This is a genomic window from Thermodesulfovibrionales bacterium (assembly GCA_035686305.1).
Lineage (GTDB): Bacteria > Nitrospirota > Thermodesulfovibrionia > Thermodesulfovibrionales > UBA9159 > DASRZP01.
This window is the reverse complement of record DASRZP010000111.1, coordinates 1-12292: the sequence shown is the minus strand read 5'-3', so window position 1 is coordinate 12292 and position 12292 is coordinate 1. Positions and strand designations below refer to the sequence as shown.

Annotated in this window: 14 protein-coding genes; 2 read left to right on the top strand and 12 right to left on the bottom strand. The window is 53.3% G+C overall.

The genetic code is table 11. The features are described 5' to 3' along the window. The 6 genes from VFG09_12830 to VFG09_12805 form a co-directional block, all read right to left on the bottom strand. Nucleotides 1-240, bottom strand: a 240-nt coding sequence (locus VFG09_12830) for a hypothetical protein (protein HET6516040.1), incomplete at its 3' end; no start/stop codon positions are given. 131 nt (nucleotides 241-371) lie between these two features. Continuing rightward, entirely contained in the window at nucleotides 372-1676 is a 1305-nt protein-coding gene (locus tag VFG09_12825; protein ID HET6516039.1) for an ammonium transporter, read from the bottom strand. Nucleotides 1677-1920: 244 nt separating this feature from the next. Beyond that, nucleotides 1921-2262 (bottom strand): P-II family nitrogen regulator, encoded by a 342-nt coding sequence (locus VFG09_12820; GenBank protein HET6516038.1) that lies wholly within the window; start codon nucleotides 2260-2262, stop codon nucleotides 1921-1923. 43 nt (nucleotides 2263-2305) lie between these two features. Further along, the gene (locus tag VFG09_12815; GenBank protein ID HET6516037.1) at nucleotides 2306-3679 is read right to left on the bottom strand and encodes an ammonium transporter; all 1374 of its coding nucleotides are present in this window, start codon (nucleotides 3677-3679) and stop codon (nucleotides 2306-2308) included. A gap of 24 nt (nucleotides 3680-3703) precedes the next feature. Next, nucleotides 3704-4879 carry a porin gene (locus tag VFG09_12810; protein ID HET6516036.1) on the bottom strand — a complete coding sequence of 392 codons (1176 nt, stop codon included), beginning with the start codon at nucleotides 4877-4879 and terminating at the stop codon, nucleotides 3704-3706. Between the two features lie 46 nt (nucleotides 4880-4925). Beyond that, complete coding sequence (locus VFG09_12805; protein ID HET6516035.1) at nucleotides 4926-5123, bottom strand: helix-turn-helix domain-containing protein; 198 nt, start codon at nucleotides 5121-5123, stop codon at nucleotides 4926-4928. Between the two features lie 336 nt (nucleotides 5124-5459). On the opposite strand from VFG09_12805, the gene VFG09_12800 reads away from it, so the two are divergent. Next, nucleotides 5460-5768 carry a hypothetical protein gene (locus tag VFG09_12800; GenBank protein HET6516034.1) on the top strand — a complete coding sequence of 103 codons (309 nt, stop codon included), beginning with the start codon at nucleotides 5460-5462 and terminating at the stop codon, nucleotides 5766-5768. 55 nt (nucleotides 5769-5823) lie between these two features. On the opposite strand, the gene queC is transcribed toward VFG09_12800, so the two are convergent. Genes queC through VFG09_12770 form a run of 6 tightly spaced genes read right to left on the bottom strand, consistent with a single transcriptional unit; the run spans nucleotide 5824 to nucleotide 10978 of the window. Next, nucleotides 5824-6564, bottom strand: coding sequence for a 7-cyano-7-deazaguanine synthase QueC (queC, locus tag VFG09_12795; protein HET6516033.1), 741 nt, complete (start codon nucleotides 6562-6564; stop codon nucleotides 5824-5826). A gap of 20 nt (nucleotides 6565-6584) precedes the next feature. Then, nucleotides 6585-7673: a DUF4388 domain-containing protein gene (locus VFG09_12790; protein ID HET6516032.1), complete on the bottom strand. Its 1089-nt coding sequence runs from the start codon at nucleotides 7671-7673 to the stop codon at nucleotides 6585-6587. After that, nucleotides 7664-9331, bottom strand: a complete 1668-nt coding sequence (locus VFG09_12785) for a hypothetical protein (protein ID HET6516031.1) — start codon at nucleotides 9329-9331, stop codon at nucleotides 7664-7666. Before VFG09_12785 ends, VFG09_12790 begins: the two co-directional genes overlap by 10 nt. Further along, nucleotides 9328-9915, bottom strand: a complete 588-nt coding sequence (gene plsY / locus VFG09_12780; protein ID HET6516030.1) for a glycerol-3-phosphate 1-O-acyltransferase PlsY — start codon at nucleotides 9913-9915, stop codon at nucleotides 9328-9330. Before plsY ends, VFG09_12785 begins: the two co-directional genes overlap by 4 nt. A gap of 9 nt (nucleotides 9916-9924) precedes the next feature. Beyond that, nucleotides 9925-10449: a CDP-diacylglycerol--glycerol-3-phosphate 3-phosphatidyltransferase gene (gene pgsA, locus VFG09_12775; protein ID HET6516029.1), complete on the bottom strand. Its 525-nt coding sequence runs from the start codon at nucleotides 10447-10449 to the stop codon at nucleotides 9925-9927. Then, nucleotides 10439-10978, bottom strand: coding sequence for an HAD-IIIA family hydrolase (locus tag VFG09_12770; protein HET6516028.1), 540 nt, complete (start codon nucleotides 10976-10978; stop codon nucleotides 10439-10441). Before VFG09_12770 ends, pgsA begins: the two co-directional genes overlap by 11 nt. Before the next feature lie 187 nt (nucleotides 10979-11165). Between VFG09_12770 and VFG09_12765 the strand changes: the two genes are divergently transcribed. Then, nucleotides 11166-12292, top strand: a 1127-nt coding sequence (locus tag VFG09_12765; GenBank protein HET6516027.1) for an MFS transporter, incomplete at its 3' end; no start/stop codon positions are given.

Sequence of the window (12292 nt, the reverse complement as noted above, 5' to 3'; positions counted from 1 at the left end):
CATTTCGTTGCCCGGCTCAAAGGACATCCTCTTCCCTTTGACGACCTTCATCTGGGGAACGGCGACCCAGGTCTTCTTTCCGTGCTCCTCAAGACATACATAGGTGTACCCGCCGCTGTCCATTGTTTCGACCACCTTGCCGGATATCGGCGCCGGCTCCTGCGGTCCGGCATAAAGATGCTGCCCGTTCAAGAGAAACACCGCGAGGAAAACTGCTGCTGTCATCGAGAACCTTTTCATATCAAGTCTCCCTTACTCTGTAATTTGTTCATTATACCATATGCCATAACGAGGCATACGGTTGATTCAGGGAGACCACGCACCTGGACAGTCTATCAGACATTGGCTCCACGAAATCTCGAAGTGCAGACCTATAACGTATAGCCGCTCTCCCCGTGCTGACTGAGGTCCAGGCCTTCCACCTCATCTTCAAGGCTCACCCTCAACCCTACAGTCCAGTCAAGGAGCTTCAGGATTGCCGCTGTGATGACAAAGGAGTAGATGATTGTCACGAGTATTCCCAAGGCCTGATAAGCAATAATTCTGTAATCACCGAAAAAGAGCCCGTCTGCACCTGAAGGGTTAATAAGCTTCTGCGCGAAGAGGCCCGTTGCCAGGGTCCCGGTAATCCCTCCTACTCCATGAACTCCAAAGGCGTCAAGGGAATCATCATAGCCCAGGCGGTTCTTCATGTTCAACGCGAGGTAACAGACGGCTCCGGCTGCCAACCCTATGATCAACGCAGAGAGGGGCCCGACAAAACCCGAAGCAGGCGTTATCGTTGCGAGTCCTGCAATCGCACCGGTCGCGGCGCCGAACATGGTGGGCTTGCCCCTATGGAGCCACTCGATGATCACCCATATCAACGTTGCCGAGACCGCTGATGTATGGGTCGCGACAAAGGCCATGGTACTCAATGCTCCTGATGAAAGCGCGCTGCCTGCGTTAAACCCGAACCAACCGAACCAGAGAAGCCCTGCGCCGATCACGGTCATAGGTAAATTGTGGGGGGTTATAGCTTCGTGGAGGTAACCCTTTCGCTTTCCAATCACCATCGCAGCTGCCAGGGCCGAGATTCCGGACGTTATGTGCACCACAATACCCCCCGCAAAATCAAGGACGCCCATATTCTTGAGCCATCCGCCATTCCCCCACACCCAGTGTGCAACAGGATCATATACGACCGTTGACCACACCACGGTGAAAATGAGAAAGGCCGAGAACTTCATTCTCTCTGCAAAGGCTCCGGCTATGAGGGCCGGCGTTATGACGGCAAACATGGCCTGATAGATCATGAATGCGATATGAGGCACCGTGGCCGCATAATCGGGATTCGGGTCCGTACCGACGCCCTGTAACCCGATCCATGCCAGGCTGCCGGTGACTCCGTGGACATCAGGACCGAAGGAAAGGCTGTAGCCGAAAAGGATCCACTGTATGCTGACGACCGCGATAGCGACAAAACTCTGCATGAGAGTGCCGAGGACATTCTTCCGCCTGACCATCCCGCCGTAGAACATGGCAAGACCGGGGGTCATGAGCATAACAAGGGCGGCTGATACAAGGACAAAGGCCGTATCCCCTGCGTCTATCTTACCCGGTGTCTGGGCATAGCTGTTGAGGGGGATCAAAAGCAGGGTCAATGCAGAACATAGTCTGATGATCAGCTTATTCATGTAGGCTCCTTTTCAAAGGAATTCAGCGCAGAGAAGCGAAAAGCGTGCCGAAGTTACCTCTTTGATTTTACAAGGAACCTCCAAGAACAGGACAGTCAAATCCTACAATTTTGTGGTATTTTCTCCGTGTGGTGAGCCATTTCTCCTTGAAAAACAAGAGAATAGTTCCTAAGCTACATTTTTGTAGAACAAACATTTTTGTAGGGAAGGGGGTCGCAGCTCCCGATCCCCTTCCCGCCTCAGTTCAGATCGCTTCGTCGCCTCTCTCGCCCGTCCGTATTCTGACGATCTCTTCGAGGGAGAACACGAATATTTTGCCATCTCCGATCTTTCCGGTCTTTGCCTTTGCCTCGATGGTCGAAACCACCTTCTCAGCCATTGAATCGGCAACAACGATCTCGACTTTCACCTTTGGTATAAAGGCTATGTCATATTCAGCTCCGCGGTAGAGTTCGACATGTCCCTTCTGCCGGCCAAACCCCTTCACCTCCGTGACGGTCATCCCCTGAACGCCGATCTCGTTCAGGGCATCCTTGACCTCATCGAGTTTGAAGGGCTTAATTATCGCTTCTATCTTCTTCATCATTCCTCCTTTGAGAGAACTCACCCATCCCTTTGCAATTCAGTTCTTACAGGTTGTATGCCCTTTCGCCGTGCTGGCTTTCGTCGAGCCCGATGATCTCATCCTCTGCGTCGACTCTCAGCCCGATAAAGGCCTTGATGACCATAAAAATCACAAAGGTCATGACGCCGCTGTAGACCACAGTCACGCCCACGGCGATCAACTGTGTCAGGAGCTGTCCTGGATTGCCGAAGAGGAGCCCCTTTCCCGCGTCATTGATGGCAGGATCTGCGAATACGCCGGTAAGGAGCGCGCCGACTGTGCCGCCGACACCGTGAATGCCAAAGGCATCGAGGGTGTCATCATACCCGAGCTTGGGCTTCAGGGCCGCAACAGCAAAGAAAGGGATGACGCCGGCTGCTACGCCAATGATGACGGCGCCGGTGATGTTTACGAATCCGGCAGCAGGCGTAATGGCGACAAGGCCTCCGACTGCGCCTGATGCAAGACCAAGGACCGTGGGCTTCTTCGAGTGCATCCATTCCACAACCATCCATGAGAGGGCCGCAACAGCCGTGGCCGTGTTGGTATTGAGAAACGCGGCCCCTGCAAGACCGCTTGCTGCGACAGCAGATCCTGCATTGAACCCGAACCACCCGAACCAGAGAAGACCCGCCCCGGTTACGACGAGGGTAAGGTTGCCCGGCAGAAGGGCCTTTTCACGCCTCTTGCCGAGGATCAATGCGCCGACGAGGGCGGCAATACCCGCATTGATATGGACCACGGTTCCTCCGGCAAAGTCCAACGCGCCGCGCTTCGCGAGGAAGCCGTTGCCCCACACCCAATGTGCGATCGGGAGATATACGATGGTCATCCAGAGAACCGAAAAGAGAACCCATGCCGAGAACTTCATCCTTTCGATATACGCACCGCTCGCAAGGGCAACGGTGATCGCAGCGAAGGTAAGTTGGTAGACGACATAGATGTACTCGGGGATCGTCTTTGCGAGGTCCGAGATGCTGTTGGGACCGATTCCCCTGAGGAGGAGCTTTTCAGGGCTCCCGATGATCCCCCCAATATCGGTGCCGAAGGACAGCGTGTACCCGTAAAGGACCCAGAGGAGACTCACAATACAGAAAGTGACAAAGGTCATCGCCATAGTGTTCAGCGAATCCTTCCGTTTTGCGAGCCCGCCATAGAAAAGGGCCAGACCCGGAATCGACATGAGCATGACGAGCGCCGTTGCGACGATCATCCATGCCGTGTCGCCGGTGTCGATCTTCAGAGGGGCAGGTGCGGCTGCAGGTGCGGGCTGAGCAGGAGGCGCTGCCTGCTCAGCCGTCGGAGGGTTAGGCTGCACCTGGTCTGCCGCGAACAAAAGTCCCGAGCAGAACAAAGTCATCATAATTACTACTACGCTACTGCTGACGAATCGTTTCATGGTAAACCTCTCTTCAGTTCTTTCCTACCAGGTGTACATTACGCCGAGGGCGATGGTGTCCTGGCTCTTCTTGTCCTTGGTGCTGTGGCTGGAGTCGAAGACCTCCTTGTCGGACCAGTCATGCCGGTATTCCGGCCTTACAATAAGGTCTTTTGCTATTCTGAACTCAGGCGTAAGGGTGATTTCCTTTGCGGTCTGCGGCGTCCCCGTTCTGATACCCTGAGAGTCCTTGAAATACTCCCCCCTGAGCGAGGCGCTGAAAAAATCAATGAAATCATACTTTACGTAGCCGGCGATACCGTACCACTTTGCATCTCCGCCGTCAGGGGCTGCGTTGCTCTGCGTCGCCCAGTCGGGGTTCACCACAACCGTGAGGTTCTTCATCGGTTTGAACGTCCCGACAAAGTCCGCAAGGAACCTGTTGGAGCAGATCGAGGAGGTGCAGCTACCGCCGGACGTCACAATCTCCCGTCCGTTGAGGAGATTCAACACGAGAGAGATCTGATCGTTCGGCGTGACCGTTGTGCTCAACGCCAGGGTCTTGGAGTTGCCCTCGTCATTAAAGTCGTCCCAGCCGTTGACGACATAGAAATTAACGCCCACCTGGTCGCTGAAAGGATAGCCGATCATGACACCGGTATGGGTGAAAGGGATCGCATAGTTGAAGAGCAGGCCTCGCGAGTAGTTCATATTGTCCTTCGCCTCGATCACCTCGGCGCCGGCCATGGTGGCGAACTTGCCGAACTGAAACTTCAGGCCCTTTCCGATAGGCGCCACATAATTGATATATGCCTCGGTCAGATCAAAGGGTTGGCTCTGATCGCCAAGTCCCGCTGCGTGTATGAACTTTGCAGTCTCGCCTGCCGATACCTTGAGCCTGTAACCAATACCGCCGACTGGGGCATCTTTTGTAAAGACTATCTGGGCAAGGTCGAGGGTAAAGCTGTTCGCTTTATGGTCGAAGATCCTCAGGCCATTTTCCTGTGAGTCGGGGTTCTCGAAATTGTAGTTGTAGCCGCCCTGAAGATAGATGCTCAGTCCGAGCCATTTCTTAATGTCGTCAAGCATACTGCCTATGGCCTTTGGCGCCTCGGCCTTGGGCGCTTCCGCAGCAGGCTCCTCTGCCGCCCCCCATGATCTTGAGCTCACTGTAATTACCGTCATGAGCACTACAGTCAGCGTGATCAATTTCCTCTTCATCTCTTCCTCCTTCTGTAACGTATTTCTGATAATGACTGCATCTCTATTACTGCCTTTCGCCACTCCTGTCGATATGGGTCACCTCCCCTTTCATGATCCCGTATTTCTTGACCTTGTAGCCGATCATTCTTTCGGTGATTCCGAGCTTTCTCGCCGCCCTCGCCATCACCCCGTTGCACTCCCTCAGGGCATTAACAATCTCCTCTCTCTCTATATCGCTGATCTTGTCCTTCAGGGATTCCATGTGTTTCACCTATCCTCCGAACAAGCGAAAACCGTGCCAGCGTCTACTCCCTTGTTTCGAAAGAAAACCTGAAAGGACAGATGTCTACACTTTTGTATGCTGCCACAATTTTGTAGCTACGTTTTTGTGGTTTCCCGAGGAAAGGCAGGGAAAGAAACCGTAGACGGAACAGGCTTATATTTTAAAATCTGAGGGACCGGGAATCACGAGGGCATCAACGGGAGGAAGGGCCTAATCCTTAAGAAATATCAATGGGGGAATTTGTTTTATTAATTTGACCTCAAAACTGTCCCTATGATAAAAGATTCTGTGAGGATGAGAAAGAGAGGTGCCGTAATGAAAAGCAGGATAAACTGCTGGGAATTCATGAAGTGCGGAAGGGAGATCAATGGAGAGAGGGCAAAGGACCTCGGGGTCTGCGCTGCAGCTGCAAATCCCCAGGCAGACGGAATAAACGGTGGAATTAATGGAGGAAGGATATGCTGGGCACTTGTCGGCACTTACTCATGCCATGCCGGCAAGTCTCTTTTTTCAGAGAAGAAGAATCTCTGTTTTGATTGCGAATTTCACCGGAGAGTGCTCTCGGAGGAGGGAATCCTGGATCTTGAAATCAAGAAGAAGGTCAGGAAGAAGCGATCCTCGTGAGATAAGCAGTCTCTGAAAAAACTGCCCCTCCCTTCGAATGGTGGAAGCTGTTTCGTCACCGCTCCAGGAGAGGATCCCTGACCCCCGCCTCCCGGAATCCTTTCGCCCTGAAGATGCAGCTTTCGCATCTTCCGCAGGGGACCACTCCTCTTCCTTCCTTGTAGATTTCATTCATCTTTCCTCCTTCATCCCTCAGCCTTTCCCGGGGGTCGTAACAACTCCAGGTGAGGCCGTAATCGAGACCAAGGGCAACGCCCCTCTTTATGATCTCAGCCTTTCTCATGGAGAGGAGGGGAGCCCTTATCCTGAACCTGATGCCTCCTTCAATGGATACCCTGGTGGCGAGGTTTGCCATCTTCTCAAATGCCTCGAGATACTCAGGCCGGCAGTCCGGATAACCGCTATAGTCAACAGCATTTGCGCCGATAAAGATGTCCCCGGCCTCGAGGACCTCGGCCCAGGACAACGCAAAGGAGAGGAAGATGGTATTGCGGGCAGGGACATAGGTGACAGGAATGAGTGGGTGAGGCCGAGGGATCGAGTTTGAACCTCGCTTCGGCACTTCAATATCTGAAGTCAACGCTGAACCACCGATCTCGCTCAAGTCAAAGGCTATCACAAGATGCTTCACGGCACCGAAGGCTGATGCGACCATGCCGGCGGACTCCATCTCCCGCCGGTGTCTCTGATGATAATCAAAGCTCAGGGCATAAGGGTCATAGCCCTCTGCCTTTGCGAGAGCGAGAGTTGTCGATGAGTCGACGCCTCCGCTGAGGAGGACCACTGCCTTCTTCATCCCGGCACTACGCCACCTGATTAATGGATATCGTCTTCCGAGCCCATGATACCGTCGGGCCCGGCGCTCACAATGGTCAGATTATCATTTTCAGCCTTATAGAGATAGGCCCTTTCCCATGCATCCTTTGCGCTCCCGAGAGGACCAAGGTCCGGAGGATATGAACCATGAAGGTACTTATACTCCTCTGCCCTGAAACGGAGTGTCTCGATGTCCCGAACGGTCTGGAGCCTCTTGAGTAAATCGCCTGCAGCCAAAGACCCGATCGTAATCGACGATCCGTCTCTCTTTAGGGCAGACATGCCCAGGGAAACAACAAATGCTCCGACGAGAATGACCACAGGCAAAAATGTTGCAAACGGTTTTTCCCTCGAAACGGGAGGAGCGATTACGGACTCCTTGACGACCGGAGAGACCTCGACAAGTTCGATGAGACCCTTTTCCATGAGGGAAAGGAGGGTCTTGGAGGCCTCAAAATCACTGATCCCGCTGAGATCGATAATGATGCTCACATCGTTGTCCCCGTCAATGAATTTGAGAAGGGTTTCCTCGTCCTCGGTCAGAGCGGTCTCCGGTCCTCCGGTCTGCCTGAAGACCATGTCGAGGGCGATTTTGCCCTCGACAAGGGCCCATTCATCCACAATGCGCAGTCCTTCCATGAGGAGGTGTTGCGTATCAAGAGCTATGAGCACATCGCGGTCTGCACTGACTGGTTGCACCTGAAACTCATAGGTACCTTCCTTCCAAGAAAAGAGTTGAACGACCGTCTCAGTCACCTGGGAGAGAAGGGTTTCCGTAAGGTCTTCCTTTCCGATCAGTCCCCGGCTCACCAGGATATCACCCATTTTTGCGCCCGTCTTTTTGTGCTCCTCAAGAGCCGCGCGAAGGTCCTCCTCCTTGAGAAGCCCCTTCTTCAAGAGTATCCTTCCCAGCCTGCTGTCCTCCAGTCTCTTGCGGGATTCAACGGCTATGATATTGCCTTCACTAAAGATGATCTGGACCCTGTCCAAGCGGCTGTTGAGCGAAAGAACCCCCGTCTTCTTCTGGAAGTAGATGAGCTGGAGGATATCGGCAAGACCGAAATCTAAGAGCGATCCTTCTAGAGCCATCCTCTGCGTATTCCTTTCTTGACGTTGAAAATAGAGAGCACATAGGCCAGAACCAGGCCAAGAACGGCAAAAGGTATCATCCACCCCTGGCTATAAGGGAAGATGCCCACAAAAGAGAGTCTGCTCATCACGATAAGGGCAAGAGAGAAGAGAAAGAGCCACAGGAAGAGAAACCCTATGACAATTTTGCCCGCGTAAATCTGCCCTGTCCCCGGTATAAAGGCAGAAAGAAGCTTCAGGATTCTCCTGCGCTTCGTTTGACCCTCGTGTATCGACACAAGACGAGATATTCTCGCATGGGGATCGAGTTCCTCGACCTTCACGAAGAACTGGTAACACTGCGGACACATTCCGCCCCACGTCAAAGCCTTCGAGCACTTGCTGCAGGAAATTGTTCCACAGCGCCTGCAGCGGTAAGCCCTGGTCTTCATCTTCCGATTGAGCATGGAGAACGCCGGTATCATAAGCACGGCAAGCAAAACGGAGGGACCAAGGGAGGCGCTTTTTCTTTCTGCATACTTCCAGATCTCAGACATCGGGAGACGTTCGTCAACGACCACGCGATTCGGGTTTCTGCCTGAAATAGCCGCAAAGCTCGAAACCGCCTCACGGTCAAGCCTTGCGGCCTTGAGGAAATACTCGTCTCCCTTTGCAAAATCAAGGGTCTCCCGGTAGACCTGACTGAGGTTATAGAGGGGTGCGGGCCGCTCCCTTATGCCGAGAGCCCTTTCGTATGCCCCTTTGGCGGAATCCAAGTCCTTCACAGCGTAGTAAGCATTGCCGAGATTATTATAGACGAGGGGGTCAGCCTCCCCGGCCAGTTTTTTGTATGTGGCTATGGCCGCCCCATAATTGCCTTCCCTCTTGAGTGCAAGGGCATAGGAAAAGGCCTGGCCGAAGTCATGACCCTTCAGGTTCTCCAGCGCGTACCGGTTGTCCCTCCCCTCATTCACCGCAACAATGGCCCTCAGTTGAGGAGAGGGGGGGGAGAGAAGGGTATCAGAGACCCATAGGATCAGCGGAGATATGAGCAACGAGACAAATACTCCGTACACCACAATCCTATCCCTCTTCCTGAAATAGAGCCCGAAAAGGAAGAGCACGCCTGCAATAAAGACGAGAAAACCAAAGAGCGAAAGGAAGAAGGGCAGCGCAAGAAGAGCGACCCTCGCTCTGTCCTCGCGAATGTCATGGGCAAGAAGCGGGTATTCCATAGGGAATCGTATCGCTACGAGTATACAGAGGGAGAGGAGATACGAAGCAATAATGCTCAAGGAGACCACCCCGGCGAGATTAAAGGACCACCAGAAATTTCTCTCGTAGGCCTTCAGCCCCTGCCTGAAGTAATCGATGCCTTCGAACATGCCGTTCAGTGACGGAGAAACGCTCTCCATGGCAAGCTCGAAATAAACTGCAGGCAGGTCAGGCGAGTATTTCCTGGCGCTCTCAAGGAGTTCCTCTGCCCGGTCCCTCTCTTCATGGGCCTTCTCAATAAGGAGGTACGAGTAGGGGTCGGTATTGAAAAGGCCTTTGTCGAGCCGTTCCTCGTAGAGGCTTTCTGCCCCGTAACAGACGGCGGTTCCCCAGAAAGACCCCTTCCCTCCGAAAACGGAAAAGGATAGCAGCAATGCCAGGATAAGGATGATCCTCTTTGTCAAACCTTCTCACCCACTCTTGGTTCAATACCTTTTATGAGTCGCCTGATGTTGGCTTCATGCTTGAGAACAACCAACACGGCAATACATACCGAGATGATCACCTTCGACCTCACAGGGTCCGCAACAAGGATAGCGACCGGCAGCAGGCCGAAGGCAACGAGAGCGCCGAGAGACGAATACCGTGAAATGACCACCACCGTCAGCCAGAGCAGGATCGTGAACACAGCGGCCTTCGGGGAATAGACGAGGAGGACCCCGATGCTTGTGGCAACGCCCTTTCCTCCTTTCAGTCGAAGAAAAATCGAAAAGTCATGCCCTACGATGGCCGCCAGCCCCACAATCCCCTCAACGACCGGATCGTTCACCAGGTATTTCGCCGCCGCAACTGCCAGAGACCCTTTCATTATATCACCAATCAATGTGAGGATTGCAGCCATCCTGCCGACTGAACGCAAGACGTTCGTGGCGCCTATGTTGCCGCTTCCGACCTTCGTCAAGTCAATGCCTTTCACCCTCGCTATGACGTCGCCAAAGGGTACGGAGCCGAGGAGATAGGCCACAATGATAAGGAGCAGACTTTTCATGGAGGGCTTTCAGATCCTTTTCCAGAATGATAGGGTATACTGAAACCCTGAAACAACGGACAGGATCAGGGCTATCCAGATAGCGATGATACCGGCATCGTAAAGGTCAAAGCCGAAGACATTCACATCAAGGATGAGGCAGAGGATAGCCGTAATCTGGCAAAAGGTCTTCAGTTTTCCGCCCACTTCCGCAGGTATCACGATATCCTTTGAAAGGGCAACCGCCCTGAGACCGGTCACGAGGAACTCCCTCACGATAATGACGATCGCTATCCACGCCGAAAGCCTAGCCATGTCCACGAGGAGAATAAGGGCAGATATAACGAGAAACTTATCCGCAATGGGATCGAGGATAATGCCGAACGTTGTTATCTGTCCCGTCTTTCTCGCAAGGTAGCCGTCGAGAAAATCGGTAACCGAAGCCACACTGAAGATGATCGCACCGAGGACCGGATTGTAGGGGGTAACCATGACAAAGAAGGGTATCACCACAATCCTGCTGAGCGTCAGGAGCGTGGGCAGATTAAGCCTCAAGATACTCTCCGATTATCGATTCCCAGCGGCCTGTCGATCTCAGGAGAAGGTCACAGACTTCACGGACCGCACCCCTGCCTCCCGGGTTTCTCGTAATCATGAGCGCATAGTCCTTTGCTTCCTCTGCTGCGTCACTTACGGCGATGGGCAGACCCACCCTTCTGAAGATCGGGATATCGACGACATCATCGCCCACGTAAGCTACCTCTTCGCTGCTCACCTTCAGCTTTTCGATGAGATCATCGAAGGCAACGGTCTTTACGAGACATCGCTGATATATATCGGTTATCCCCAGCTCGCGAGCCCTCCTCTCAACGACCTGGGAATACCGTCCCGTTATGATGGCGACCCTCATCCCCGCCCCGACGAGCATCTTGATGCCGTGGCCGTCCCTCACATGAAAACGTTTCAGTTCATTGTTGTCATTGTCAAGGATGATGCTTCCGTCGGTGAGAACACCGTCGACGTCAAGGATGAGGAGTTTAATGTTCTTCGCGATCTCCTTGAGAGATCTCTGTTTTTCTTCCATCACTCTCACACGATCTCTAAACAACAGTGACTTCATTGTATCTGAAAGATAGGCTGAATTGCAAAATGCCGACCCGTCTCAATGCAGAGGGACCTCTCCTCATGTCGCTTCCAGAGAAAATCTCTCTGGCGACGCCCATTCAGCTTTCCGAAGAATAAGGGACCGTGCTTTCAGGTAAAATAACCCTATGGCACCCCTGGAGCAAGAGACCCAAGGTCACGAAAGGTTTTCTGCGCTGTATGTGAGAGATTTCCGCATCTTCTGGATCGGCCAGGCGATCTCCTTTTCCGGTACATGGATGCAGTCCGTTGCGCAGGGATGGCTTGTCTATTCCCTCACGAAATCCCCTTTCTATCTTGGCATCGTCGCAGCCGCATCGTCCATGCCCGTTCTCTTCCTTACCCTCATCGGCGGCGTTGTGGCAGACAGAGTCCCAAAGAGGAATCTCCTGATCATTACACAGATGCTCTCGATGATACCGGCCCTTCTCCTCGGGATGCTGACGGACCTGAAGATCATAACCGTCGGAGAGATCACTGCCCTCGCCTTCTTCCTCGGCACCGTTAATGCCTTTGATGTGCCTGCTCGACAGTCTTTTCTTTCGGAAATGGTACAGAAGGGCAGACTCATGAACGCCATAGCTCTCAACTCTGCAGCTTTTAACGCCGCCCGCATCATCGGTCCCATGGCCGCAGGATTGACTATCGCAGCCGTCGGAATCGCCCTCTGCTTCTATATCAATGCAGCCAGTTTCCTCGCCGCAATCATGGCACTCTTCATGATAAAGGGCAGGAAGGAAGGGACACCCGATAGGGTGAGGAATGATACGGTCACCGTCTCGGAACTCTCAAAAGACCTTTTGGAAGGACTCCGGTTCGTAAAAAACAGAGGTGACGTATTCAGGATCATGCTTCTTGTTGCCACGATAAGTCTTTTCGGCATACCCGTTGTTACGTTCCTGCCGGTCTTTGCCGAGGATATCCTCAAGGTCGGCCCCCGGGGACTCGGCTTTCTCGGCGGCTCATCAGGCGTGGGGGCACTCGCAGCGGCCCTCACCATCGCTTTTATCGGTGAGGTGAAAAAGAAAGGCCCCTTTATGTTCGTGTCGGGGCTCCTTTTCTGCCTCTGCCTCCTTGTTTTTTCCTGTTCAAAGGACTTTGCTCTCTCAGCGGTTGCTCTCGCACTCGTCGGATGGGGGGTCGTGAGCTTTCTCGCTGTTGCGAACAGCTTCATCCAGCTCGCAACACCTGACAGCCTCAGAGGCAGGGTTATGAGCGTCTATACCCTTGTCTTTCTCGGAATGGCGCCCGTCGG